General features: G+C 36.7%; 23 protein-coding genes. 9 read left to right on the forward strand and 14 right to left on the reverse strand.

Annotated elements, in window-relative coordinates; all coding sequences use genetic code 11:
• From AT685_RS00755 to AT685_RS00790, 8 genes are all read left to right on the forward strand, one after another.
• Nucleotides 1-728: DUF3782 domain-containing protein (locus tag AT685_RS00755; RefSeq protein ID WP_072151143.1), on the forward strand; the 728-nt coding region annotated here is incomplete at its 5' end.
• Nucleotides 729-759: 31 nt separating this feature from the next.
• Nucleotides 760-939, forward strand: a complete 180-nt coding sequence (locus tag AT685_RS00760) for a hypothetical protein (protein ID WP_072151144.1) — start codon at nt 760-762, stop codon at nt 937-939.
• Nucleotides 940-1011: 72 nt separating this feature from the next.
• Entirely contained in the window at nt 1012-3006 is a 1995-nt protein-coding gene (locus tag AT685_RS00765; RefSeq protein WP_234696208.1) for a T9SS type A sorting domain-containing protein, read from the forward strand.
• 36 nt (nt 3007-3042) lie between these two features.
• The gene (locus AT685_RS00770) at nt 3043-4689 is read left to right on the forward strand and encodes a hypothetical protein (protein ID WP_143713057.1); all 1647 of its coding nucleotides are present in this window, start codon (nt 3043-3045) and stop codon (nt 4687-4689) included.
• Between the two features lie 22 nt (nt 4690-4711).
• Nucleotides 4712-5635: a carboxypeptidase-like regulatory domain-containing protein gene (locus AT685_RS00775; RefSeq protein ID WP_159420441.1), complete on the forward strand. Its 924-nt coding sequence runs from the start codon at nt 4712-4714 to the stop codon at nt 5633-5635.
• A 64-nt stretch (nt 5636-5699) separates the two neighbouring features.
• Nucleotides 5700-7520, forward strand: coding sequence for a TonB-dependent receptor plug domain-containing protein (locus tag AT685_RS00780; protein WP_159420442.1), 1821 nt, complete (start codon nt 5700-5702; stop codon nt 7518-7520).
• A gap of 19 nt (nt 7521-7539) precedes the next feature.
• Nucleotides 7540-8523, forward strand: a complete 984-nt coding sequence (locus AT685_RS00785) for a PorV/PorQ family protein (protein ID WP_072151149.1) — start codon at nt 7540-7542, stop codon at nt 8521-8523.
• 20 nt (nt 8524-8543) lie between these two features.
• Nucleotides 8544-9638: an NHL repeat-containing protein gene (locus AT685_RS00790; protein ID WP_143713058.1), complete on the forward strand. Its 1095-nt coding sequence runs from the start codon at nt 8544-8546 to the stop codon at nt 9636-9638.
• Between the two features lie 44 nt (nt 9639-9682).
• On the opposite strand, the gene AT685_RS00795 is transcribed toward AT685_RS00790, so the two are convergent.
• The 11 genes from AT685_RS00795 to AT685_RS00845 form a co-directional block, all read right to left on the reverse strand.
• Nucleotides 9683-10480, reverse strand: a complete 798-nt coding sequence (locus tag AT685_RS00795; RefSeq protein ID WP_081040507.1) for a metal-dependent hydrolase — start codon at nt 10478-10480, stop codon at nt 9683-9685.
• 76 nt (nt 10481-10556) lie between these two features.
• Entirely contained in the window at nt 10557-11456 is a 900-nt protein-coding gene (locus tag AT685_RS00800) for a P1 family peptidase (RefSeq protein WP_072151151.1), read from the reverse strand.
• A gap of 12 nt (nt 11457-11468) precedes the next feature.
• A complete protein-coding gene (locus AT685_RS00805; RefSeq protein WP_072151152.1) occupies nt 11469-11741 on the reverse strand; it encodes a TMEM165/GDT1 family protein in 273 nt (90 codons plus the stop codon).
• Between the two features lie 3 nt (nt 11742-11744).
• On the reverse strand, nt 11745-12128 hold the full coding sequence (locus AT685_RS00810; RefSeq protein ID WP_333782687.1) for a VanZ family protein: 384 nt from the start codon (nt 12126-12128) through the stop codon (nt 11745-11747).
• Nucleotides 12125-13702 carry a bifunctional ADP-dependent NAD(P)H-hydrate dehydratase/NAD(P)H-hydrate epimerase gene (locus tag AT685_RS00815; protein ID WP_072150564.1) on the reverse strand — a complete coding sequence of 526 codons (1578 nt, stop codon included), beginning with the start codon at nt 13700-13702 and terminating at the stop codon, nt 12125-12127. The genes AT685_RS00810 and AT685_RS00815 overlap by 4 nt, the downstream gene beginning before the upstream one ends.
• A 27-nt stretch (nt 13703-13729) precedes the next feature.
• Entirely contained in the window at nt 13730-15166 is a 1437-nt protein-coding gene (locus AT685_RS00820) for an NADH-quinone oxidoreductase subunit N (RefSeq protein ID WP_072151154.1), read from the reverse strand.
• A gap of 30 nt (nt 15167-15196) precedes the next feature.
• The gene (locus AT685_RS00825) at nt 15197-16609 is read right to left on the reverse strand and encodes a sodium:proton antiporter (RefSeq protein ID WP_081040508.1); all 1413 of its coding nucleotides are present in this window, start codon (nt 16607-16609) and stop codon (nt 15197-15199) included.
• Nucleotides 16610-16775: 166 nt separating this feature from the next.
• Nucleotides 16776-18245, reverse strand: a complete 1470-nt coding sequence (locus AT685_RS00830; protein WP_072151155.1) for a complex I subunit 4 family protein — start codon at nt 18243-18245, stop codon at nt 16776-16778.
• A 24-nt stretch (nt 18246-18269) separates the two neighbouring features.
• Nucleotides 18270-20189: an NADH-quinone oxidoreductase subunit L gene (nuoL, locus tag AT685_RS00835; protein ID WP_072151156.1), complete on the reverse strand. Its 1920-nt coding sequence runs from the start codon at nt 20187-20189 to the stop codon at nt 18270-18272.
• 24 nt (nt 20190-20213) lie between these two features.
• A complete protein-coding gene (gene nuoK / locus AT685_RS00840; protein ID WP_072150559.1) occupies nt 20214-20516 on the reverse strand; it encodes an NADH-quinone oxidoreductase subunit NuoK in 303 nt (100 codons plus the stop codon).
• Between the two features lie 63 nt (nt 20517-20579).
• The gene (locus AT685_RS00845; RefSeq protein WP_072151157.1) at nt 20580-21092 is read right to left on the reverse strand and encodes an NADH-quinone oxidoreductase subunit J; all 513 of its coding nucleotides are present in this window, start codon (nt 21090-21092) and stop codon (nt 20580-20582) included.
• Between the two features lie 158 nt (nt 21093-21250).
• Between AT685_RS00845 and AT685_RS00850 the strand changes: the two genes are divergently transcribed.
• Nucleotides 21251-23086 (forward strand): putative porin, encoded by a 1836-nt coding sequence (locus AT685_RS00850; protein WP_072151158.1) that lies wholly within the window; start codon nt 21251-21253, stop codon nt 23084-23086.
• Here the strand turns inward: AT685_RS00850 and AT685_RS00855 are convergent.
• The 3 genes from AT685_RS00855 to AT685_RS00865 all read right to left on the reverse strand — a co-directional run bounded on the left by AT685_RS00855 (nt 23083) and on the right by AT685_RS00865 (nt 26626).
• On the reverse strand, nt 23083-24387 hold the full coding sequence (locus tag AT685_RS00855) for a GWxTD domain-containing protein (protein ID WP_072151159.1): 1305 nt from the start codon (nt 24385-24387) through the stop codon (nt 23083-23085). The genes AT685_RS00850 and AT685_RS00855 overlap by 4 nt on opposite strands.
• 91 nt (nt 24388-24478) lie before the next feature.
• The gene (rimO, locus tag AT685_RS00860) at nt 24479-25789 is read right to left on the reverse strand and encodes a 30S ribosomal protein S12 methylthiotransferase RimO (protein ID WP_072151160.1); all 1311 of its coding nucleotides are present in this window, start codon (nt 25787-25789) and stop codon (nt 24479-24481) included.
• Between the two features lie 15 nt (nt 25790-25804).
• The gene (locus AT685_RS00865; RefSeq protein ID WP_072151002.1) at nt 25805-26626 is read right to left on the reverse strand and encodes a phosphatidate cytidylyltransferase; all 822 of its coding nucleotides are present in this window, start codon (nt 26624-26626) and stop codon (nt 25805-25807) included.
• Between the last annotated feature and the right edge of the window lie 162 nt (nt 26627-26788).

Below are 26788 nucleotides of genomic sequence, written 5' to 3' on the forward strand. Positions count from 1 at the left end.
AGGAGAGACATTCACAGATTTTGGAAGAACATGCGAGGGCGATAAAGGAGTTGAGTGAGAGGCAGGAGAGACATTCGCAGATTTTGGAGGAGCATGCAAGGGCGATAAAGGAGTTGAGTGAGAGACAGGAGAGACATTCGCAGATCTTGGAGGAGTTAGTTCGTGGTCAGGAGAGACATTCACAGATTTTGGAAGAGCATGCGAAAAAATTGGAAGAGCATTCAAAGGCAATTGAAATGCTTATAAAAGAAGTTTACGAGTTGAAGATAACTGTTGGTGGACTTGTTAAGGAAATGGGCGAAATGAAAGTGGAGTTTATTCGGCTATCAGATGAAGTTTCAAAGTTAAAGGTTACAGTTGGGAATATAGGAGCAAGATGGGGAATTATGACAGAGGATATGTTTAGAAAAGCTTACGAAGAAATCTTGAAAGCTCTCTTTGGACTTGAATATAGAGTTGAAAAACGAAAGATAAAATATGATGGTAAAGAATCTGAAATTGACATTGTGATTTCAAATGCTAAGGAGATAATTGTTGAAATTTCAAGCTCAGTGAATAAGGAAAAAGCGGGAAGAATCGCTGAGAAAGTTAAAGCTTACAGAAAAGAACTTGGAAAAGAAATCCCAGCCTATGTTATAACTGCAAGTGCCTCAGCTGAATCAGTTATTTTTTTAGCTGGCGAAGATATTAAGGTTATAACACCTGAGCCATCTGAAGAAGGAGTTTAAAAAACACAAAAACAAATTAATGGTATCAAAGATGAAAAAATTATTTTTCGTTATCATTTTGATTTCATCTGTAGCATTTTCTCAAAATCCATTTCCGCTTGTTCCGATTCAGCAAATTCAATGGGTTCATCCTGATTCATTAAGGAAAGCAGATAGTTTGCAAACTGCTGGGGTTGCCTTCAATGCAGCTAACTTTCCCCATTGGATTTAGGATTCAAGATATTGGCATGTCCCACCGCTTTCAGCAACTCAATACGGCGATACTGTTACAGTTGTTGGGATAGTGTTAAATAAACCACAAATGTATGCTCTCGGTAATAGATACGCTGTGTTCATTCAAGATACCGCAGGTGGACCTTGGAGTGGAATTATTGTCCTAGCAAACGATACAACCTCTCCAAATACTCAAGCGACAGGGATTCAAGTTCTTGATACGGGGATGGTTGTAAAGGTTGTTGGAAGGGTTGAGGAATTTCCAAATGCATCAAGCACTGGATATACGGAGTTATTCACAGTTATACCTGATCCACAAACAGGTCAAATAATTCCAATTGAAGTTCTTGATTGGAAGTTGAGCAGACCAGAACCTGTTGAAGTCAGGGTTTCGGATTTAGTTAAAGGAAACGCTTATGCTGGAGGGCATCAAATTAATTTTTCCAACGGGGAACAATGGGAAGATGTTTATGTGATAATAAAAAATGTTTCGGTTATTAATCGTAGCGGAACTGTTGGGGGTAGGTGGACCTGGTGGATTGGCGATGATTCAAATAATGTTATACAAGTTTATGATGGTTCAAGATATTTTAGAGGTGGTTCGGGTGCTTATGATCCAAATTGGACTCCGCCACCAATTGGGACTAAACTTAAACATATTCGGGGTGTCATAGTTGGCGTTGGTAGTGGTTATGCAATTACACCGCTTTATCCTGGCGATGTAGAAATACTTTCATACGCTCCAGAAATAAACTACGCTTTTACAGAACCACAAAAAAGAGAACCTGCTTTACCATCAAGCAATGATCAAGTAAAGATAAGAGTAATAGTTAAGTCAATAGATCCTGAGCCAGGAGTTGTGATTGATTCGGTTAAACTTCTTTACAGTGTAAATTACGGTGGATTTAATGAAGTTTTAATGTCAAAAGTCCGTGGAGATACATTGTGGGAAGGTATAATACCACCTCAAGCGAATGGCTCGCTTGTAAGATACTTTTTCAAAGCATGGGATTCTAAAGGTCAATATTCTCAACTTCCAGGTGATACTTCTCAAAACATTTACTTTTATTTTGTTAAAGATGGTGAATTGAAGATAAAAGATTTGCAATATACGATTTTAAAAAATGGGAATACGGGGTTTTGGGATTTAAGAGTAAAGGTTTATGGTATAGTGACAGCTGACACAACTGACTTCCCTGCAGAATCTATCCCGAACGCTGGGAGTAAAGAGCAGTTAAGAGTGTATATTCAAGATGACACTTCCGCCTGGAGCGGGATTCGTTTATATGGTAGCAAGTCATATGTTGCAAAGCGTGGTGATAGTGTTGAGGTTATTGGAATTGTAAGGGAAAGAAATAATGTAACTGAAATTGTTGTTGATAGCATAAGAATTATTGAGCGTGGTAAACCAGTTTATGCACCAGTTATAGTTAGAACTGGTGAAGTTGGAAATAAGCCAAATGGAACAGAAAGCTCCGAGAAATGGGAAAGCATGCTTGTTGAGTTTAGAAATGTGTCTATTACAGATATTGATCCCGATAGAAATGGAGGAACATTTAGGGAGTTTGTGGTTGATGATGGGACTGGTCCTTGTAGGGTAAATGACGATGGCGCTTATAAATATTCAAATTATCCTGCTGATACATCACTTGGTTTTAAATTACTTTATGTTGGGAACAAGATAAGTTATCTTCGTGGTATATTTTACTTTTCATTTGGGAACTATAAGCTTGAGCCAAGGCAGGATGATGACTTTGGGACGGTGACAAAAGTTGTCATTGCTTACAATTCAGAGATACCCGATAAATTTGAGCTTTTGCAAAACTATCCGAATCCATTTAACCCGTCTACTTACATTGAGTATAGGTTGCCAAGACAATCTCGTGTGACATTAAAGGTTTATGATGTTCTTGGTCGGGAGATTGCGACATTGGTTGATGAAGTTCAAAATGAGGGCTCTTATAGGGTTAAGTTTGAGAATTCTCAAATTTCAAGCGGTGTTTATTTCTATGTTTTGAAAGCGGGTAACTTTGTTGATGTGAAAAAGATGATTTTGCTCAAGTAAATAATTGGAATCAAAATTTTGGAGATGGAGATGAAGATGAAACTTAAGCTTTTGTTCTTTGCGGTTATCTTGCTTACTTATGGTTGTGTTAAACACAAGGTGGCGGAGCCTTTCCCAAATGCAAAACCCGAAACTTATATTTCGCTTTTCCCAGATTCAACTTTGAATCAATCAACAAGTAATCTACATATTCATTGGTGGGGAGTTGATAAAGACGGTTGGGTTGTTAGTTATGTTTTCAGCTTTGATAGGGTTAATTGGTTCTGGACATTTAAAAATGATAGTATTTTTAAACTTCAGATTTTTGGGGCTGATACAAGTTATAATTTCTGGATTTTTGCGGTTGATAACACTGTTAAGATTAAATTTAGCGAAGGACAGAGGGTTAATTTTGTTGATAAAGATGGTGATGGGTTGTGGAGCCTTGGGGAGAAATTTGAAATTTCGCCTGACGACTCATATGATGATACGCCAGCAAGCCTAACATTTCCGATCAAAAATACACCGCCAACTGTTGAATTCGCAATGACAGGTGAATTTGCAGGGACGCGCCTTGATGTTCCAGATACAACTTTCCCAATAGTTTCGTTTCAATGGATTGCATCAGATATAGATGGGGATAATACAATTTCAGAATTTTGGGTTGCTTTAAATGATACATCGTCTTGGGTTGTTGTTCCTGGTCAGTTTAGATTTTTAACATTGCTTGCTGAAAATTTTTCTCAAAGTGATACCATTGCCGATGCTTTTGTTATTCCAAGTTCAACTCAAACACTTGGGCGTGCTCCTGTTCAGGGAACTTTGAAAATGCGTTTAAATGGTGAAAATGTCTTTTATCTTAAGGCTCGTGATATCGCTGGCGCTTTTAGTAGAACAATAAGAATGCCATCAGAAGAAAAAAAATGGTTTGTTAAAAGACCAAAGGGGAATCTTTTAATAGTTGCTGATTATGGTGTTGCGGATAACTCAATCAATTTTTATAAATCGGTTTTTGATACGCTTGTAGGTGGGAATTATGATGTTTGGGATTTAAGAGTTGGCTCAAGATATCCAAGACGCGGAATTTTAGTTCCACCTTTCCCAAGAGTTGATTTCAGTGAGGTTTTAACGAGATTTTATAATTATGTTTTTTGGGTTGCAAGTGATGAAGTAAATTTTGACATAGCAGCGATTTCGTTACCGAAGTTCAAATCTCAGGGTGGCAAAGTTTTATTCTCATTTATATTGCCACAGAGCACAACGCCTGATTTTGATGTTGGTAAAGCTTTAAGTGATCTTTCGGGCGTGGTTGATAGTGTTAGCTCTACACCGTTGACTGGTTTTGTTCCAGCGGGGACGAGAATTTTAAATTATAACCCTATAAATCCAGCGGAACAATCAGATTATCCGATTTTAGTTCGGGATAGTCCTGCGGATAACCCCGTTGATGGTGGTAAAATACTTGCTTTTTTGAGAGCGCTTTACCCATCAGCAAGCGCACATCCTATTTACTGGCTTGAGCCTCAAAGCGCATGGGGAAACCGTAGCTTCACAATAGGGGCAGAATCAATTGACAAAAACTTTGTGCTTGTTGGCTTTCCGATATATAGATTTAATGGGGGAACGAAAAAAGCCGGAGAGTTTATTTGGAAAGTTTTCAATAACTTTGGCGCACTTGGCAAATTTTCTTCGCTTAAAAATTGAAAAATTTAGAGGTGAGTTAAAAATGGGATATTTGTTTAAATCAATCCTGATTTTGCTCTTTTTGTTGGGATTGACCCAAGCTCAGGAAAAGGGTAAAATAATTGGAAGGGTAGTTGATGAAAAAACTGGTGAGGGTCTTCCAGCTGTGAATGTCGTTGTAAAAGGAACTTATTATGGAGCTGCGACGGACTTTGATGGGAAATTTGAAATTAGAAATGTTAATCCTGGAACTTACACAGTTGAGATTTCAATAATTGGTTATAAGAAGGTAACTATAACAGGAGTGAAGGTTCCCGCTGGTGGAATAGCTGATTTAAAAACCATAAAGATGGAAGAGACTGTTTTAACGCTTGAGCAAGAAGTTGTTGTGATTGGTGAAAAGCCACTTTTTAACATTGAAGAAACGCAGTCAAGGAGAACGATCACGGCTGAAGAAATTCAAATTGCCCCAGTTCAAAATGTGAAGGACATTGTAACACTACAAGTTGGGATTGTTTATAGTGATGAGGGAGTGCATATCCGAGGTGGGAGAACATATGAGAGTGCTTATCTTGTTGACGGCGTTTCAGTGCAAGATCCACTTGCCGGAACTGGTTTTGGATTGCAGTTAAGTCCAGATGCAATAGAGGAAATTGAAGTTATAACAGGTGGATTCAATGCTGAATACGGTCAAGCTACATCAGGAGTTGTAAGAGTGAAAACAAGAGAAGGCGGGGATAAATTTCAAGGTAGATTTTCTTATAAGTTTGATCATTTTGGGCTAAACAATAATTCAAAATCAAACTTTAATACCGATATTTTTGAGTTTAATTTAGGAGGTCCGTTTTTAAATATATTGCCTGGGAAATTGACATTTTTTTACAAACGGAAGCATTGGTTTTTCAGACGGATATACTTATGGAAGAACGGGGAAGAGACCCGGGAGGCTTTATTCGTCGCTTTTTAAAGAGATATTTGGTGGCAAATATAGTTCTTTCTACACTCCGCGTGCAGAAAATAATTATATGGGGATGTTTAAATTAACTTGGAAACCAACGACTACCTTCAAACTAAATTATACTTTTGGCTTTTCTGCAAGTGTGAATCAAAATACTCGTTCACTTCAAATTACGCTTGAATATGTTGAACCTGGACCTGGGTATCAGTATGAGTTTCAAAACATCCTTCAAAACGCAAATGTTTACTCTCACATAAATTTGAATCATCAAATTGCCGTCACACACACATTAAGTGAAAAAACATTTTACGAGCTTAATTTTAGCAGGTATTTTACTCGTTTAAGAAGCGATGCGAATGGACTTGATTGGAGAAGTTATAAAGAACCAAGGGATGTTCCGCAATTGCCTCCATATTATTATAATACCGAAAGCGATACAATTAGGTTAATTCCTGGCGATGGATTTTATGATACTGGAAATCCGTTTACATGGCACGATCATTCTGCTGTTGAATATACAATTAAAGGGGATTTAACTCACTTTTTCAGTGAAAGGAATAAGTTTAAAACTGGATTTGAAATGACATTTCAAAGGTTAAGATTTGTTGATATCTATCAGCCGTGGGTTCCGCCGATGGGATTAAATAATGACCTTTACGAAGTTAGCCCAGCCTTTGGTGCTTTTTATGCACAGGATAATATAACTTTTAGCGGAATGATCTTGAATTTTGGTTTGAGATTTGATTACTGGTTTCCTGGAAAATTTGTTGATGATGCAGTTAGAAATCCGCAGGTCGTTACGATCTCGGACGAGGCAAGGGAAAGGTATTTCCGTGAAACATATAATTTCTTCGGTCGCAGATGGAAAGGACGGCTAAGCCCAAGACTTGGAATTTCTCACCCTATTTCCGATAATCAAACTTTGTTTTTCTCCTATGGGCATTTTTCAAAAAGACCACGCCCTCAATTTGTTTACGCAAAACTTAATCCAGTAACCGCAAGATCAACTTTCCAAAAATTTGGAAATCCAAACCTTAATCCAGAGACAACGGTCGCTTATGAACTTGGTCTTAGAAATCAACTTTCTGAAAATGATGTTTTAACAGTCACCGCTTATTATAAAGATATTTTTGACTATGTAACAACAAGGCAAGCAAGAATAACAATAGCGGGACAACTTGGAAGAAGTTACATAACTTATGTTAATCTTGATTACGCCAGAAGCAGAGGAATTGAAGTTGAATATAAAAAGAGAGTTGGCAGATGGCTCAGGGCAACTTTAAGTGCTTCTTATTCAATTGCAACAGGTAAAAGTTCATCTCCAGATGAAGGAGTTCTTGCGATAAGAGGTGAAATTTATGAAAATATCAAAGAAACTTATCTTGTTTGGGATAGACCAATTCAAGCATCAGCGATATTTAATTTTTATGTTGATAAGGGCAGGGGGATATTCGGATTTGGTAAAGGGATACTTGATAATTTTAACCTTTATCTGAGGGCATTTTATCAATCTGGAAGGCGATATACACCATATTACTTTACTGGCGATACATTATCAAACGGGAAACCTGTTTATGTTCCAGATTTAAGAAACAGATACAGCAAAGTTGGAAAGCCTTGGTTCTGGGTTGATTTGACATTTGAAAAATATATAAAATTTGGCGGTCTTGAATTTACATTTTTAATTGAGGTGACAAATCTTTTTGACAATAAGAATTCGCAGATAATTAATCCTGTAACTGGAAGGGCTTATGAATTTGGTGATCCGACGCCTGTTGAGTGGAACGATCCGCTTTACCCGGAACTTCAAGCACCCGTTGATCCATTTCCGTTTAATCCAGCAAGATATTTGCCTCAAAGAAATGTAAAACTTGGTTTGTCTGTAAGATTTTAAAACAATTAGAAAATTCGCTATGAGAAAAATATCACTTTTGCTTTTGTTTTTACTTTTGATAACATGTTTTTCTTATGCTCAACTTTTTCCAGTTCTTGGTTCACAAAGGGCGGGAATTTCAACAGCACAATTTTTAAAAATCCCTGTTGGCGCAAGGGCTGTTGGAATGGCTGATGCATTTGTGGCAAACGCAATGGATGCCTCGGCTTTATATTGGAATCCTGCTGGAATTGTCCAATTTGGAACTAATGAGATTATCTTCTCCCATACAAACTGGGTTGTTGATATAAAGCATGATTTTGTCGGGGGAGTTTATCGTCTCTCAAGAAACGACGCAATCGGTGTTAGTTTGACAGCGCTTTATACGGATGATATGGAAGTTACAACAGAGACACAACCCTATGGTACGGGAAGATATTTTAAATATATTGATATGGCGGTTGGTTTAACCTATGCGAGAAGATTGACAAATCAGTTTAGCTTTGGTCTAACGGTTAAATATATTGATGAGACAATTGATGTCTTGAAAATGCGTGGTGTCCTTGTTGATTTTGGGACTTTTTACTGGACAGGGCTTGGAACATCAAGGTTTGCGATCTCAATTTCAAATTTTGGTGGAGATATCGCACCGAGGGGCGAGGTAACGCTTTTAAACGGCGATAAAATTTCATCATTCCAATCATTTTCACCCCCGACTATGTTTAGATTTAGTTTTGCCTTTGAACCAGTTATGAATGAGTTTCATAAGATTACAACTGCAATTCAACTAAATCATCCAAATGATAACGCAGAAAATTTTGGGATAGGGTTTGAGTATGGATTTAAGGAATCTTTTTTCCTTCGCGGCGGGTATAAGATAAATGCTGATGAACAAAACTTTACATTTGGCACTGGTGTTGCCCTGAAGATGGGATTTTTAAAATTAAACTTTGACTATGCTTTTGCAAAATTTACAAGGCTTGGTAATACACATAGGTTCTCGCTTTTGTTTAAGTTTGATTGAAAATAAAATTTTTATCTCTGATGAGGAAAATATCAATCTTTCTGTTTTTGGCTGTCAAAGCACTTATATTAATTGGATGTGGGAAAGAGCTTGATATTTCGCAATTTAACGATATTCCGAGAGGAATTTCAGTCTCTGATACAGTTTATGTAAAAGAAGGTGAAGATTGGAAAAAAGCAGGGGCATTGGAATTTAATCAGCCTGAAGATATATACATAGGGCATGATGGATTCGTTTATATAGCTGACACGGGAAACGATAGGGTCGTGATGCTTGACCTTGCTGGAAATTATATTGGCGAGAAAAGAATTTTACATCCAGTTGCAATCGCACAGGACCGAAGATTTAATCTTATAATTGCTGGGGAACTTATAAAAGGAAATTACAGATACGGAGCAATTTACAAAGTGAGGTTATTTGAATCTGGGCATAACATCAATATAGCAAGGATTGATACAATTTATTGGGAACCCGAGAAGCCAGCGAGAAGATTTACTGGCGTTGCAGAGCTAATAGACAATAGTTATTATGTTTGTCGTGTTGGACCTGATAATACAAGTTTGTTTGATCCGGATAATATGATTTTGCACTTTAGCAAAAATGATTCTCTATATCCGCGCGAATATATTGACCTTACTCCAAATCTTGATGCAACTGGTAGCGGAATCCGTTCAATAAATCAGATGAGTGCAATTGTGACTTTTTCTGATAGGAGGAGAGCGAGCGATTTTATAATTGCACAAACCGACCCAGGGGCAAATTTTAAGGTTAAGTGGTTTCGCTTCAACCCCGGAAGCGAAGTGATCCCTCCAAACTGGGAAGCTTATTTTAAACCAAATGCGACTGACTTAACGACACAGAATATTTTTGTAAGCCCAGAAGATGTAACGCTTGATACGAGAAATAATATCTATGTGATTGATTCAGCTCTTGATTCTTTGATGAAATTTGATGTGAGAGGGAAACTTTTAAAAGAATCTTTCGGTCCTGGTAAGCTTGGGAATGACAGGCTAAAAAATCCAAAAGGTGTTGCCTGGTTTGATAGAATTCTTTACATCGCTGATACAGGAAACAATAGAATCGTTAGGTATAAATTATCAACAGATATAAGATAAAAAACTCCCCCGAGTTGGGGGAGCACTTGCTCATTTTAAGATGTTCAATTTGCAGTTTCGCCAGGCTTAAGTTCAATCACAGCATTTTTAAACTTTGCAGGAAGATACTTTTTTAACTCTGCTGGTGTTCCGGCAAGGATTGGGAATGTCCCGTAATGCATTGGGATTACATATTTCGGTTCAACAAGTTTAATTGCTTCAGCAGCTTCCCTCGGGCTCATTGTAAAATGTCCTCCGATGCAAACGAGCATTAGATCAGGGCTATAGAGTTTTTTAATCCATTCCATATCCCCAAACAAACCTGTGTCCCCGGTGTGATAAACCTTGAAGCCGTTTTCAAATTCAACGACAAAGCCAGCTGGATTTCCACCTTCAATTATCTTATCACCGTCGGAAATCCCAGAGCTATGAACAGCTGGAACCATTGTGATTTTAATTCCATCAACTTCAACAGTTCCTGAGTAGTTCATTCCAATAAGTTGTTCCTCGGGCACACCTTGCTTTGCAAGATATCTTGAAATTTCAAAAATGCAGACGACTTTCGCACCGCTGTTTTTTGCAATTTCTGGGGCGGAGCCAACATGATCAAAATGTCCATGCGTTAAGAGAATTATGTCTGCTTTTGTGATGTTCTTAGCTGATTCCGGGGCTTTTGGATTGTCAAGCCAGGGATCAATTAACACAATCTTACCATTTGGAGATTTCAAAAGAAATGCAGCATGCCCAAGCCATGTCACTTCCACACCTTTGAATCTCTTTGCTGTTGTTTTCTTTTCAGATGCAACCGCTGTTAGCCCCACAACGACCAATGAAATGATCGTGAAAAGTATAAATACTTTCATTTTCTTATCCCTGATTTTGTTTTTTTATAATTTCAAAAACTTCACTAAAATTTGCAAGCAAATCTTGCATCCAGCATTAAGGGTTTGACTTTCTCACCGCATCTCTTATAGCTTCAGCCACAACATAGGAGGAAAGCTCTGCTAAAATTTCAAATTCTGTTTTAACTTTGCATGTTGCAAGTGTGAAGATGATATCCCCGTCATAGCTTGTGTGGGCTGGGCGAATTGCTCTTGATATGCCGTCATCAGCTCGTTTGGAAATTTTATAGGTTTCAAGCTTTGATAAAATAGCGTTGGTCATCACGCAGACGAGGGTTGTATTTGTTCCGAATTGAATTTTTCTCTGCAACGCGAAACGAAACTTTTTATCCTCAGCGATAAATTTACCATTTGCTTTTGCTCCCGCTATTATTTTGCCATCTTCATCAATTATATCGCCAACTGAATTCACAACAGCGACGGCTGAAACAATTAATTCATCAATTTGAACAATTGAGAAACCAACCCCGCCGTTCATCCTGTATTCAAATCCTGCCCATTTTCCAACAGTTGTTCCAGTTCCTGCTCCAACAAGTCCTGTTTCAAAATTAACACTGGCATTTAAACAGGCATTGTAACCATCTTCGGCGGTTGGTCTTATTTTAGGGTTTCCAACATTTAGATCGTAAACTACAGCAGCAGGGACAATCGGAATCTTAGCCCATGGCGTTTGATAGCCAATTCCGTTTTCCTCAAGGAAACGCATAACTCCATCAGCACAAGCAAGACCAAAGGCGCTTCCGCCTGTTAAAACAATGGCATGAACTTCAGAGACAGTCATATCTGGTGATAAAAGCTCAAGCTCACGACTCCCGGGAGCATTTCCACTTACGAAACAACTTCCAACTGTGTTTGGCGGGCACAATATCACGGTGCATCCTGTCAACGCTTCTTTATTTGTTGAATGCCCGATTTTAAAACCGAGCTTTTCAAACATGGCTTTTTATATTTATATTTTTTCAAAAAACATCAATATTCCGATCACAATAAAAGCAATCGCAGCTACTTTTTCTATTATATGTTCGGGGACAAATTTGGTTATCACATTTCCAAAAAAGGCTCCAAGAAGTGTAATGATTCCAAAAGCAATAATCGCACCAAGGAAGACAGAAATTGGCTTCTTTGATTCGGCAGATAAAGTTAACACTGCAAGTTGAGTTTTATCTCCAAGTTCAGCCAGAAAAATTGCCCAAAAAGTGGTGAGAATTACTTTTAAAGACATCTTTTATCTCCTTTTTGTTTTTCTGTAATTAAAAAATAAAAGATAAAGTGAAACAAACCCACCACCAAGTATATCGGCAAGGGCATCGGTTATATCCGGGCTTCTTCCAGGGATATACTCTTGATGAAGTTCATCTATTATTCCATAAATTACGCAGATTAAGAAAGCAATCGCTATGCTGAAATTTTTAAAAAAGGCACTTTTATCTTGGTATTGAAAACCCCGATAAATAAGATAAGTTAATATCCCAAACAGGCATGCATGGACAAGTTTATCAAATAGATCAAATGGCTGTTCAGGGAAATAATTTCCCGGAATTGATGAGAGAATGAATATAATCCCCATCCACGCAAAAGCGGGAAATTGATATTTTAAAAAATTTTTCACCCCTTTTCTTCTTTTATAACTTTTTGAATTGCATCTGGGATTGCGTTTAAAATATCCATTGCCATCATTGGAAGTTCGCCAAGTTTATCACGAGCGATATCGCCCGCAAGACCGTGTAAATAAACCCCACAGATTGATGCATCAACTGCGCTTAAACCTTGTCCCATAAATCCTGCTATCATGCCGGTTAAAACATCTCCGCTTCCTGCTGTTGCCATTCCAGGATTTCCAGTTGGATTTATAAAAACTTCACCCTCTGGATTGGCAATCACAGTTGTATCCCCCTTAAGGACAAGCACGACACCGTATTCAACCGCGAAATTTCTTGCAACCTCTATTTTTTCTCGTTCAATTTTTTCAATGGGTAAATCTGTCAAGCGTGAAAATTCACCAGAATGCGGAGTTAAAACAATTTCATTATGCAAACTTTTTAATATGTTCAAATTTCCAACAAGTGCGTTTAAACCGTCTGCGTCAATTACCGCTTTCTTATTTAGTTTTTTTATGACATTTAAAATTACCTGTTTTGTTTCATAATTTTTTGAAATCCCCGGACCGATTATTAAAACATCAGCCCATTCAATATATTCTTCAATTAGATCAAGCGCGTTCCAACCAATTGTATGCTCGTTTGTTTCCGGTAGTGGTAATTTCATCACTTCTGTTAATTTCATTTCAAGTATTGGACTTAAACTTTCTGGGACGCCAGCTATTACTGCTCCCGCGCCGACTTTCATAGCGGAAAGCGTTGACATGGTAGCAGCCCCAGTAAGTCCCGGGGAACCGACAAGGGCAAAAATTTTCCCACAGCTATACTTATGTACATTGAACGGTCTGACGGGTAACCTTCTTTTAACATCAAGTGATTCAAGATAATAGGTTTTTATTCCCATAAGTTGATAAACAAAGCTTGGTATCCCGATATCAATTATATAGATTTTCCCAGGCAAAATCTTTCCCATATTTAACATAAGTCCTGTCTTTGCTAACCCCATCGTTGCGGTAAGGTCAGCCCGAACAGCAATTCCCTCAACTTCGCCTGTATCTCCGTTTAAACCAGATGGGATATCCACCGAAACAGTGTAAGCCCTTACGGTATTGATCCAATTTATTACATCATAAAACAAACCTTGCACTTTTCCTTTGAAACCTGTCCCAAATATAGCATCAATTACAAGGTCAGGCTTTGGATATTTCTCAAGTTCTTTTACATCTTTTAGTGTTATTATTTCAAAAGTGTCGGTTTTAGGTTTATCTTTTTGAATTTTTAACGCGATTTCATAGTTAGTTTTCGTGTCCCCGTGTAATTTCTCTGGCGCAACAAGAAGAAAGATATAAACCTCAGCTCTCATCCCAAAAAGTTTTCTTGCGACGGCAAGTCCATCACCCCCATTGTTTCCGCCACCGCAAAAGACAAAAACTTTTTTCCCTGCAACGCCTCCATATTTCATCAAGATTGATTGTATCACACCTTGTGATGCATTTTCCATCAATAAAATTCCTGGAATCCCGAGTTTCTCTATTGCATAACTATCACATTTTCTAATTTCCTCCGGGGATGCGACAAGAAGCATAAACTTTCAAAAATTTTTGTTTTATAGTTAAAACAGCCTCTCAAAATATTTTGTCACCAATGTTGGCAGAATTCCTGTTATAAATACACCTATTGCAGAAACAAGCACTGCAAATGCACCTGAAATTGAGATTTTTATTTCATTTGGATTATGAATTGTTTCAGGAGCCGGTTCTTTAAGATACATATTTACAACCACATTCAGATAGTAATAAACAGAAACAAGCGTTGCAAGTACCCCGGCAACTGCAAGCCATGTCATTCCAGCTTGAACCGCTGAAGCGAAAAGATAGTACTTTCCAACAAATCCAGCAAATGGGGGGAACCCTGTCAATGCAAACATAAAAATGGACATCAGAACACCAATTAAGGGTTTTCTATGTCCAAGCCCAGCGTAATCTTTTATATCAAGTGATTTATTTTCTTCTTTTTCAACTATTGAAACAACCCCGAAAGCACCAACTTGCATAAGAACATAAGCAAGCGAATAATAAAGAATTCCTTGTTTACCAAGTTCATTTGCGGATGCGAGCCCAACCAAAATATATCCAGCATGGGCTATACTTGAATAAGCAAGCATTCGCTTAATGTTCGTTTGGGAAATTGCTATTATATTACCAAGAGCCATGGATAAAACGGAGATAACAGCTATTGCCTGCCTTACCTGTTCATTTGTGCCATTTAAGCCAAAAATAAAGACGAGAACGAAGGCACCAAACGCTGCTGATTTTGAAACTGCGGACATGAAACCACTTGCAGGTGTGGGAGCTCCTTCGTAAGCATCGGGTGCCCACATATGAAATGGGACAGCAGCAACTTTAAAAGAAAATCCTATAAGTAAAAATCCAACGCCAAGCCAAAATAGAAAATCGCTTTGGTAATTTTGGAGATTTGCAGAGATAATTTTTAAATTCGTTGTCGTTGTGCTTCCATAAATAAATGTAATCCCAAACAACAAAAACCCGGTTGCAAAAGCCCCAAGAAGTAGATATTTCAAACCGGCTTCGTTTGATTTCGGGTCTGTGCGGACAAAACCAGAAAGAACATAAAGAGAAATTGACATTAACTCTATCCCGAGAAATGTAATAATTAAATCAAGACCGGAGGCAAGAAACATCATGCCAGCAGTTGCAAATAAAATCAGTATATAAAACTCACCATAGTTTGTTTTTCGCTTAATAAGATAATCCTTTGAAAGTAAAATTGTAAGCAAAGCCCCAAGACAAAAAACGAAATCAAAAAAACTTGCATATCCTCCAACGGCAATCATACTGTTAAACGCTGTTGAATACATCGGATAAGTGTAAATTGAGAAAAATCCAGCAACGATAAGTGAAATTATACTGAAAATATAACTAATGGTTTCGCTTTTTTTGAAAAGTGCTTCTAAAATAACGACAATTAACCCAGCTAAAGATACAGTTAAAATAGGTGATGTTCCTATCAAATCCGTGTAAAAGCTCATCGCTTGTTTGTGTTTAATTTTGAATTTTTATTATCTAAAGAAGATGAACCATATAAATGTGAAAATCGGCAATAAAATTGGCATTGAGTACTTGATCATATAACCAAAGAAACTTGGCATCTTAATATGTGCTTGTTCGGCTATTGATTTAACCATAAAATTAGGTCCGTTCCCAATGTATGTCATCGCTCCAAATATAACTGCGGAGACAGAAATTGCCTGAACATATTTCCATGAATCATTGGTTACTGGAAAAACACCAGAATTATGTAAAATTTGAAGATGGCTTAAGTCGTTTGGGGAAAGCATCCCAAGCATTGCTTTCATATGAATTGGATTATCAACGCTTAAACCATGCAATCCAAAAGCTGCGCTCAAGAAGTTAAGATAGGTTGGAGCGTTGTCAAGGAAAGACGATAACACACCTGTGCCCCAGAAAAATTGACCCGGATGAGTGATCCCAAGTTTTTCTGCGTTTAGCTCAAGCCAATCAAGGGCGGGAACCATAGTCGCAAAGATTCCAGCAAATAATATCGCAACCTCTTTTATCGGGATAAAGTTGAAATCATTTCTTTCGTGGATTTCTCTTTTTGTTGTAAGATAACTTGCCACTGCTGAACCGATCATTATAATCTCACGAATTGGTTCCTCAAGGAAAACCGCACCAAGAATTATCGCAAGAAATATAACATTGTGCAAACCTTCAACCACTGCTTCCTCACCCTTTGCTTCAATTTCTCTTTCCATTACATCGGGTAACTTTTTATAATTGTATCGGTCAATAAGATAAAATACAAATAACACAGAACCAACAGCTATTAACCATATATACCAGACTCTTGTTATCACCCAGAAAAATGGAACTCCTTTAAGGTAACCCAGAAAAAGAGGTGGATCCCCTATTGGGGTCAGCATACCACCAATGTTTGAAACAATAAAGATAAAAAAGACGATATGATAACCAGAAATTCTATATTTATTCAACCTTATGTAAGGTCTTATTAAAACCATTGAAGCGCCCGTTGTCCCGAGGAAATTTGAAATGATGGCTCCTATCCCAAGAAGTATAACATTTGCAATTGGAGTTGAACGACCTTTAACTCTTATGTGAATTCCACCGGCGACAACAAACAATGAACCTATCAATGAGATGAAGCTGAAATATTCAATTGCCGTGTGAAGCATTCGTGGGACATTTTTTAAGATAAAAAAGTAATAAACCACAGTTACAGCGCCAAGAGCAAATGAAACAAAAGGATAATTATGCTCCCACCAATGACGATTTATGAATGGCATCACTGCAATTGAAAGCAAAAGCAATATAAAAGGGGCAATCATAACGGGATTAACAGGGAGTATCTCATATTCTATTGCCAATGCGTCAGGGACATTAACAAGCAAAAGGGCAATTGTGATTATAAATGAAAGGAAAAAATTTTTCATCTTGTTCTCTCTTTTTATTTTAAAGCAAAATTACTAAATCAAAATCCAACAAGTATATCTCCGCCTGCTTTGTTTGCTCCGTTAATTTTAAAATTTTCATCTCTGAGCTCTGAAAACACCAGAGCGATATTTTTCCATTTGTTCAACAATTTTCTTCACACTTGGTTCAGACTTTTTTCAAAAATGTATTTGGGTAAATACCAATCCATACTATAAAAATTAACACCAGAACAAGCGAAATCGCTTCGCGGAGATTTAAATCTTTTATCTTTTCATTCTCAGGTTTTGTAACTTTTCCAAAGAAAATTCTCTGATATGCGGTGAGAAGATAAACAGCAGCAAGAATCACCCCTGTTGAAGCAAAAATGGCAAACGCTGATGTGCCCAGGAACTTTGACTTAAAAGAACCAAGTAAAATTAGAAATTCGCCAACGAAGCCATTTAACCCAGGCAAGCCAAGCGATGAAAGAGCCACTATCATAAAAAGTGTTGCATAAATTGGCATTATGCGAGCAAGCCCTCCAAATTCCTCAATCATCCTTGTATGACGCCTATCATAGATCATTCCCACGAGCATAAACAAAGCCCCTGTTGATAATCCATGATTTACCATTTGGATCAAACCGCCTTGAACGCTTTCAATTGTTAATCCCATCAATCCAAGCACAACGAAGCCAAGATGGCTTACAGATGAATAAGCAACAAGTTTTTTAAGATCTGGTTGAACGAATGAAACAAGGGCACCGTAAATTATTCCAATTACAGCCAGGGTAGCAATGTAAGGTAAAAAGATAAATGTCGCATCAGGAAACAGTGGGATAGAAAACCTCAAAATTCCATAGGTTCCCATCTTTAGAAGGACACCAGCAAGAATAACGCTTCCAGCAGTTGGCGCTTCAACATGGGCATCGGGAAGCCATGTGTGAAAAGGGAAAAGTGGAACTTTTATCGCAAAACTTAATGTGAAAGCAAGAAACATCAAAATTTGGGCGTTTAAGGAAACTTTGGGTGCAATTTCATAAAGCTTTTGTAAATCGCCCGTAAATTGTCCATTGATTTGCAAGGCAAAATTTCCAAGCGCTATGATTGCAACAAGCATAAGCAAACTTCCAACCATGGTATAAATCACGAACTTAACAGCTGCATAAATTCTATTTTCTCCACCCCATATCCCGATTATAAAATACATCGGTATCAACATAACTTCCCAAAAGATATAAAAAAGAAATGTATCAATCGCACAAAAAACTCCGTTCATCCCAGTTTCAAGCAAAAGGAACATAATTACATATCCTTTAACTCTTTTCTCAACCGAGCCCCATGTTGAAAGCAGTCCAACAGGTGTTAAAAATGTCGTTAAAACCAAAAGCAAAAGCGAAATTCCATCAATCCCAACTCTGTATGCAATGTCAAGTGATTTAATCCATGGATAAAACTCAACAAATTGAAAACCAATCTTTTGTGGCTCATACTTTATAAAAACATAAACAGAAAGAACAAATGTTAAGGTTGAGAAAAATATGCCAAGAAATTTTATTAGATTTTTCCTTCCGTTGTTTATAAGCGAAATCAAAAGTGCGCCGAGAAGTGGTAGAAAAATTATCAAACTTAAAATATGTTTTTGAAACCACTCCATTTTTCACTCTCTTTAATTTTTTGTTCAGAAGATAAGCCATAGGATAATTAAAATCCCTATCACGAAAACTACAGCGTAAAATTGAACTATGCCATTTTGAACAAAGCGAATCACAGAACTTATCGCTGATGTAAGTCTTGCACTTCCATTAACAAAGCCATCAATAATTTTGACATCAAAAAATTTCCACAGCAATTTCTCGCTTCCCCACTTAACGGGTTTTACCACAACTAAATCATAAATTTCGTCAACATAATACTTATTGTAAAGCAATTTATAAATTCCGTAGAAGCTTTGAGTTAATTTTCTAACCGTCTCAATACGATTTAAGTAAAGATATCTTGCAAGTAATATACCGCCAAGTCCTATTAACACAGAGATAAACATAAGGAAGAATTCTGTTGAATGAGAATGTATGGACTCAAATGTAAGTTTTGCATTCGCATTTTCAAATACGGGCTCAAGCCAGTGATGGAATAAATTTTTAACACCGAAAGATTCGGGGATTCCAACGAATCCAGAAACTATTGAGAAAAATCCAAGTATGAGCAAGGGAACTGTCATAACTTTTGGTGCCTCATGAGGATGCTTTGCTCCATATCTTGGTGATGTTTCAAAGACAAGAGTGACAAGGCGGAACATATAAAAAGCGGTCATAAACGCACCAATAGCCCCGAGAAGCCAAAGCCAGAATGAACCCTGAGAATAAGCTCCCCAAAGTATCTCATCTTTGCTGAAGAATCCAGAAAGTGGGGGAATACCAGAGATAGCAAGCGAAGCTATGAAGAAAGTTTTATAAGTTATAGGAAGATGTTTCTTTAATCCGCCCATCTTTTGAATATCCTCTTCGTTATCAAGCGCGTGCATCACTGCACCAGCGCCAAGGAATAGCAAAGCTTTAAAGAAGGCATGTGTCATCAAATGAAATATGCCAGCTGAAAATGCCCCAACTCCCATGGCGAGAAACATATAACCAAGCTGACTTATCGTTGAATAAGCAAGGATTTTTTTAATCCCATTTTGAACAAGACCCATAGAAGCTGCATAAACTGCTGTCAAAGCTCCAATTATTGCAACGATTTCCATAGTTGTTGGAGCGAGCGCGTATAAAATAGATGAGCGAGCTATCATATAAACTCCCGCTGTCACCATAGTAGCAGCGTGAATTAAGGCACTAACTGGCGTTGGTCCAGCCATTGCATCTGGAAGCCAAACATAAAGTGGAATTTGAGCTGACTTACCAGTTGCACCAACAAACAATAGCAATGTTATCCAAAAAACGGTTGTATCCCCAGCTTGAAGTTTATCTGCTATTGAAAAGACCGTGTTGAAATTCAAACTGCCAAAATATTTATACATTAAGAACAATCCAAGTAAAAAACCGAAATCGCCAATTCTGTTTACAATGAATGCTTTTCTACCCGCATCGCTTGTTGTCATTTTTTCAAAAGGTTTATCATACCAAAATCCGATCAAAAGATAAGAACATAAACCAACACCTTCCCATCCAAGAAACATAAGTAAATAGTTATCCGCAAGAACAAGCGTAAGCATCATGAAGATGAAAAGATTTAGATAAGCGAAAAATCGTGCAAACCCCTTGTCCCCGTGCATATACCCAATTGAATAAACATGAATCAGAAATCCAACTCCTGTTACAACCATAGCCATTAAAATTGAAAGCGGATCAACAAGATAAGAAAAAGAAACATCCAATCCGCCTGTCTTTATCCAAGATAAATACTCTACTATAAATTTTCTCTCATAAAATGGCAAACCTATAAGCTCAAGATAAATAAGAAATGAGACAACAAATGATGCGCCAACTGTTAAACTACCAAACCAGCCAATTATTTTCTCATTTTTTATCCTCCAGCCAAATAACCCATTGATGATAAAACCAATTAACGGGAACAAGAGTGAAAGCCCAATATAGCTGTGCATTTTTAAGGTGCCTCTTTTTTTAATTTACCATTTTAATAAATTGATCTCGTCAATGTTTACGGTTAACCTGTTTCTGAAAATTGCAATTACAATCGCAAGACCAACGGAGACCTCAGCAGCTGCGACAACCATGACAAAAAATACAAGCATCTGACCAATCTCATTTCCAATGTAGCTTGAAAACCCAACGAGTGCGAGGTTGACAGAGTTTAACATTAATTCAATGCACATAAATATGACGATCGCATTCCTTCTTATCAGAACGCCGAGAACGCCAATTGTAAAAAGAATTAAACTCAAAAATAAATACCACGATAGAGGTATCATAACTTTGGATAAAATTTTGTTTTGATTCCAGTTAAATCCGATATCGCAATCAACATATCAAACTCATTCAAATTTTCTTTTAGCGAGGGTTATTGCGCCAACTATGGCAACGACTAAAATCAACGAAGTTATCTCAAACGGCAGGATATAATTTGTAAAAAGTTTTTCACCGATAAATTCAATTTTCCCAAGTTCAAGAGAGTTCTCAGCCTGTTTAAGAAATCTTCCACTTGTGGAACTCACAAGCCCAAGTGCAATTTTAACAAAGACAAGCAAAACAAAAATAAAAGCAATTAATCTTTTTATATCAAACTTATCACTTAACCTTTTCTCATCTTGAAGATTCAGCAACATTATTACGAACACAAACAAAACCATTATCGCCCCGGCATACACGAGGACTTGAATGATCGCTATGAATTGGGCATTTAAAGTTAGATATAAAATTGAAAGGGATAAGAAATTGATGATTAAAAAAATTGCACTTTTTACGGGGTTAGCTCGGGTTATCATCAAAATTGCAGAAGCAATTGAAACAAAAGCGAGAACAAAAAAAACAAGTGCTTGTAAAGTCATCTCGCAAAAATTTTATTTTTTAAACTCGTTGATAAATATAAAAATTTGAACTGAAATAAACAACGAATTTAAGGGGTTGCAATTGCCCGAATTTTCAAAATTGAAAAATTTAACGCGGTTTTATAAATTTACCCTCAAAAATCAATAAATCTCACAAGATGAAAACCCTCACGCTTCTATTTCTGCTTGTAAATCTTCACCTTTTGGCTCAATCAAAACAAGATACGATCAATTTTTATCCAGTTGCTGAATTTAATCTTTCCTTCGGGAAAACTGAACTTCACTTTAAGCAACTTGAAACATACGATTATAAATTTGCATGGGATATTTTCAATTTAATTTTAAATTCTCCTTCAAACGAACTTGGGGAAAATGGGAAACCTGTAAATTTAAATTTTAACTTCATTGACATGCGATCATCAAATTTTTTCATCAACGGCAGAAGCCTTAACGGTTATATCTACCCATACCAACTTTTTCACATGCTTCCTCTTGATAACATTTATAAAATTGAAATGCTTTATAATTTTTCATCGCCAATTTTCCAGAATTCAAATTCTTCCGCCTCAAACTTCATTTTTAAAAATATCTTCACTCAAAGACCAATTACAAGGGTTCGCTATATTGAAGATGCTTACGATTTCATTGCAACGGATGTAAGTTTCACGCATAACTTTCATAAAAATTTGAATTTAACTTTTGGATTTCGCAGAAGTGTCTCGGCAGGCAGATTTACAAATTCCCAACATGACGCATGGAATTTTTTTATAAACTCGTTCTGGATTCCTTTGAAAAACCTGAAGATATCACTTCTTAACATTTATACAACGGCGAAAACTGGATTGAACGGCGGAATTGATACGATGAGAGTATCACCAAGTGCTGAAAACATAATCTATAACGAAAGGGTTGCATCGGTCATTGAAGAAGCTTCATCTTTGTTATCAAAGCGAAACGATTTGACGATCTCATCGCTTTTTCAAGTTAATTCAATCAGTGTGATTGATTTTATACTTTACCACACATTCCAAACCGATAAACTTACGCTTAGGAAAGACCTAAACGAAAGAAACTCAAACTTTTACGGATTGAAATTAAACTTTAAAACATCTATCTCTTCTGCCGAAATGAATATGGGGTTTGAAATTCAAAAGAATAATTTAAAAATCTCACTATTGAACGACACACTTGCAACTGGTTATATCCCATCTGGTTCAAAGTCAATTTCATCTTTCTCTGCATTTTTAAACTCAAGGTTTAGTATCGGCTATTTTAACATTTATCCATTTGTTAGAGTTGAAAATCTTTCTGGCGAAATGAGTTTAAATTATGGACTTGGTGTTGAAATGAATTTAAAAGATCTCAAACCCTACGCTGGCTTTTCACATTCGCACAGGATTCCAACTTTGTTTGAGCAGTTTATAAGTGGTTCTTCTGATTTTGAGAAACATCAAGTTTATGAGGCAGGTTTAAAAGTAAAGGGAGGAAATTTTTCACTTGATATCAAAATTCAAAACAGGAGAGTTTTTGATTTTCTTGTTTTTTGCGATTCAATATCTTACAGAACTTACATCAAACGAACATTCGGCGAAGCAAATTTTAGTTTTAAACTATGGAAGCTTAATTTGGATTTGAATTCATCTTTAATTCTTAACAAGATACCTAAACCTTATCCTAAATATCTTTTAAAGGCGGAGTTTTACTTTGAGGGTAAATTGACCCGAACCTTAATTGTGAAGTTGGGAGCAAGGACAAGGGCGTCTGATAAATTTAACTCTTTCAGATTTATAAATTCATCGCTTTTATTTGTTGAAAGCAGATATGAAATGAAAAAATTTACAACGATTGATCTATTCATAAGCGGAAGGGTTAAAAATGCAGTTATATTCCTAACATTTGCCAACATCACAAACGCAAGATATATGACCACGGCGTTCTATCCAATGCAGGATAGAAGCTTAAGATTTGGAGTTATATGGACATTTTTTGATTAACGCCAGATATTTCTTGTCCATTCATCCCAAAGCGGAGTTATCAGTCGGTAGTCACCAAAACCCGTCTCGTCAAGAAAGATAAATCTTCTATTAATCTCATAGTAATACCATATTTCATATGGTTTGCTGTCAATATCAAATGGATGTCTATCAACACTATTTGGGGGTCCAAAGATTATATAAACCATTCCCATGTCTGTTTTCCAACCCTCAATGTAATGTCCAAAATGCTCGTTTGCATATTTAACCCTGCCGTAATATTCCTCCATAAGCTCATTTTTTAGCGTATTTGGGGTTGGGTCTTTCTTCCGCCAGAATTCAAGAAACCTTTTCTCTTTTTCAATTTCATCTTGAGCTGATTTAATGTAGTTCAATTCCTCTGGCTTTGCAATATAGACAAGTTGTTCAATTGCTTTATCAAGGTCGGTTATTAATTCTGGAATTTCATGCCATCTCACTATAAATCCACATTGAGCAACGGAGTAATAGTCACGATTTGAGGACATTCTAACTTCAACGAAAATAGTATAATCCCCAAAACCAAGTTGTGGCTCTTTGATTTCAAGTATAATGGAATTTTTGCCCGGCTTTATAAACTCACTCGTCGTCCCATTGTGAACTGTTAATTGCTCTTTCTTGCGTTTTTTTATCTTGGTAATTTTGTAAGTTATATTGATTGAATCTGAGACATCGGTATTGTTGTAAACTTCAAAAAACAGATAAAAGTTTTTGTTCTCAGCTGAAGTGACGGTGTTTGAAACATTTGGAATTATTGTCCTAATTCCATTTTCAGATTTTACGGAAGAAACCATCATCAGATCGCTTATTGTTATCGGATTTTTGGCAAAGTTCCTAACGCTTACAATTCCCTCTTTTTTAAATCCACGCTTCGTGTCAAGATCCATCACTTGAACGGTGATTTTATAATCTCCGAATGGAAGGTTTAAAAATGCCTGTGATATATCCCAGAAAGCCCTTGAGATCGTTTGATCAAAATTATCAGCAACGACTTTCTGTGTCCATGCTTTTTCAGTTACATATTTACCTTTGAGTGTTGAAACATTGACCGTGATCTCATAATTTGCGACATAATAATCACCTTCTTTAACGAATTGAAGATATTCATACGGGACTTGAATATAGATATCAACTCTGCTTTCGCCCTGGGTCATATCCCCAGCGAAGTTCAGCGCATTAAAATAAAACTGGGGTATGGCATAGCTTCTGGGAGTGCTTGTTTCAACTTGCGCAAAAGCAGATGTTATCATTAAAAGTGTCAGAACTAAAACTAATTTTTTCATTTTTTCTCCACCCGATTTAAAGTCGGATTTAAATTTTTATTTTCAAAAACTTTTAACAAAAATACATCACAGTTTGTTTCTGGGAGCAATGTCAAACTGAACTTGATTCAACATCTGGAATTATCCTTCCAATTAAATCATACTCAAAAAAATCGTAAATTTCAACTTCGTAAAACTCGCCTACTTTTAAATTCTCATTTTGTATTAGAACTTCAAGGTCAATTTCTGGGGCATCCCATTGCGTCCTGCCGACATAATAATTCTTTTCTTTTCTATCTATTAAAACCCTTACCTTTTTGCCGAGCATATTTTCATTTTTCTCAATTATGATATCATGTTGTGCGTTCATGATTAAAGCCATTCTTCGCTCTTTCTCTTCATCTGGGATTGGATCGCCAAGTTTGTAGGCAAAGGTTCCCTCCTCTTGTGAATATGTGAAAACACCAAGACGATCAAATTTGAACCGGTAGACAAAATCAAGTAATTCTTCAAATTCTTTTTGGGTTTCCTCAGGATAGCCGACAATTAAGCTTGTTCTTATTGAAACATCTGAAATTTTTTCCCTAATTTTTTCAAGGAGTTCAATCGTTTTTCGTTTTGTAATCCCACGTCTCATTGATTTTAAAACTTTATCGGAAATGTGCTGAATTGGTATATCAATATATTTGCAAATCTTGGGATTATGAGCGATAACATCAAGAACTTCTTCAGGAAACTTTGCTGGAAATGTATACATAAGTCTGATCCATTCAATTCCGTCAATTTCTGAAAGTCGGGATAAAAGCTCTGCAAGTTTTCTTTCACCGTAGATATCAAGCCCGTAATAGGTTGTATCCTGTGCGATAATGATTAGCTCTTTAACACCTTTCCATGCAAGTTTTCTGGCTTCTTTTATTATTTCCTCCATTGGACGGCTTGTGTGCTTTCCACGGATTAGAGGTATAGCGCAAAAGGAGCAGGGATTATCACATCCTTCAGAGATTTTGAGATACGCATAGTGTCCTGTGGTCAAAACATCTCTTTCACCCAGAAGTTCATATTTGTAATCTATGCCAAGTTCCTTTAAAACTTCGCTAAACTTTTCAACGCCGAAAAATTTATCAACTTCGGGTATCTCATTTTCAAGTTCGTCTTTGTATCGCTCGGATAAACAGCCCATAACATAAATTTTATCAAGTTTTCCTTTCTCTTTGAGTTCAATCGCTTCAAAAATTTTATCTATTGATTCCTGCTTGGCTGAATTGATGAATCCACATGTGTTTATGATCAGGATTTGAGCTTTTTCTGGTTTTTCAACGATTTGAAATTTATCTTTTAATCTACTCATCAAAATCTCTGAGTCCACGAGATTTTTAGGGCAACCAAGGGTTAAAAGATGTATTTTCTTTTTCTCGTTTTTCATTTTCTGTTGAGATTTTCATTTAAAAATGACAAAGTAAAGATAGACAAGTGGTGCAACATAAATTAAGCTGTCAAACCTATCAAATACACCGCCGTGCCCTGGGATTATGCTTGACGAATCTTTGACCCCTGCATCTCTTTTCATTAAAGATTCCACAAGATCTCCAAGCTGTCCGAAGATGCCAACAATTACAGCTATCACTGCTGAGTCAAACTCCGTAAGAAAATCAAGAACGAGATATCTTGCAAGTAGAGAAGAAAGAAAAGCGAAAATCAATCCACCAATGAATCCTTCCACAGTTTTCTTCGGGCTAACTCTTTCATAGAGTTTTCTTTTGCCGAGGCTTCTACCAACGAAATATGCTGCTGTATCACAAATCCATATAATTGCAAAAATTGATATTACAAAAACACCAGCTTTAAAATAATTGAAACCTTTCATTTCTCTTAACCCGATCAAAGTCCCGAGCGATAATCCAATGTAAAATATGGGGAACAAGGTAATTGCAAGATTTGAAATAGCCGACCATTCAAAAGACATAGGTTTTCTGAATAATTCAATAAGACCAGTCAAAAGAACTATCAAAATTAAAAACATTGTTAAGTACTGAATTTTGCCGAAGTAGAAAATTAAATCAATAAAAAGAATTGAAATTACGCCGATTAAAACAAGAGGGGATGATTTTTTACGCTTTACAAGCTCGTAGTATTCATATGTTGCGAGAACGGATATAATTGAAACGAATATGAGAAAAGGTAACTTTCCGTAATATGTTACAAGAAGTATAAGTGGAATTCCAACAATTGCAACCAGAACACGAATTGCAAGATTACTCAATTTTTAGCCCTGCTTTTATTCGTAAAAATTTTCATCACGATACCTAAGGTCTTCAATTATTCTCAATGCAATTTCTTTTTTGCTCTTTGGGACGAGGACTTTAACTGTGCCTATGCCAATTGTTGTGAAATAAGCGTGATCTTTCGTTGAGAAAACAACGCA

It is taken from the genome of Candidatus Kryptobacter tengchongensis, from assembly GCF_001458555.1.
GTDB classification, from domain to species: Bacteria; Bacteroidota; Ignavibacteria; order Kryptoniales; family Kryptoniaceae; genus Kryptonium; species Kryptonium tengchongense.

Coding starts and splice junctions, on each gene's coding strand:
- nuoK (WP_072150559.1), bottom strand. CDS start 20,516: ATGATACCTCTATCGTGGTATTTATTTTTGAGTTTAATTCTTTTTACA.
- AT685_RS00790 (WP_143713058.1), top strand. CDS start 8,544: ATGAGGAAAATATCAATCTTTCTGTTTTTGGCTGTCAAAGCACTTATA.
- AT685_RS00760 (WP_072151144.1), top strand. CDS start 760: ATGAAAAAATTATTTTTCGTTATCATTTTGATTTCATCTGTAGCATTT.
- rimO (WP_072151160.1), bottom strand. CDS start 25,789: ATGAAAAACGAGAAAAAGAAAATACATCTTTTAACCCTTGGTTGCCCT.
- AT685_RS00815 (WP_072150564.1), bottom strand. CDS start 13,702: ATGCTTCTTGTCGCATCCCCGGAGGAAATTAGAAAATGTGATAGTTAT.
- AT685_RS00805 (WP_072151152.1), bottom strand. CDS start 11,741: ATGTCTTTAAAAGTAATTCTCACCACTTTTTGGGCAATTTTTCTGGCT.
- nuoL (WP_072151156.1), bottom strand. CDS start 20,189: ATGCACAGCTATATTGGGCTTTCACTCTTGTTCCCGTTAATTGGTTTT.
- AT685_RS00800 (WP_072151151.1), bottom strand. CDS start 11,456: ATGTTTGAAAAGCTCGGTTTTAAAATCGGGCATTCAACAAATAAAGAA.
- AT685_RS00830 (WP_072151155.1), bottom strand. CDS start 18,245: ATGGAGTGGTTTCAAAAACATATTTTAAGTTTGATAATTTTTCTACCA.
- AT685_RS00855 (WP_072151159.1), bottom strand. CDS start 24,387: ATGAAAAAATTAGTTTTAGTTCTGACACTTTTAATGATAACATCTGCT.
- AT685_RS00825 (WP_081040508.1), bottom strand. CDS start 16,609: ATGAAAAATTTTTTCCTTTCATTTATAATCACAATTGCCCTTTTGCTT.
- AT685_RS00780 (WP_159420442.1), top strand. CDS start 5,700: ATGTTTAAATTAACTTGGAAACCAACGACTACCTTCAAACTAAATTAT.
- AT685_RS00820 (WP_072151154.1), bottom strand. CDS start 15,166: ATGAGCTTTTACACGGATTTGATAGGAACATCACCTATTTTAACTGTA.
- AT685_RS00785 (WP_072151149.1), top strand. CDS start 7,540: ATGAGAAAAATATCACTTTTGCTTTTGTTTTTACTTTTGATAACATGT.
- AT685_RS00795 (WP_081040507.1), bottom strand. CDS start 10,480: ATGAAAGTATTTATACTTTTCACGATCATTTCATTGGTCGTTGTGGGG.
- AT685_RS00845 (WP_072151157.1), bottom strand. CDS start 21,092: ATGACTTTACAAGCACTTGTTTTTTTTGTTCTCGCTTTTGTTTCAATT.
- AT685_RS00775 (WP_159420441.1), top strand. CDS start 4,712: ATGGGATATTTGTTTAAATCAATCCTGATTTTGCTCTTTTTGTTGGGA.
- AT685_RS00770 (WP_143713057.1), top strand. CDS start 3,043: ATGAAACTTAAGCTTTTGTTCTTTGCGGTTATCTTGCTTACTTATGGT.
- AT685_RS00850 (WP_072151158.1), top strand. CDS start 21,251: ATGAAAACCCTCACGCTTCTATTTCTGCTTGTAAATCTTCACCTTTTG.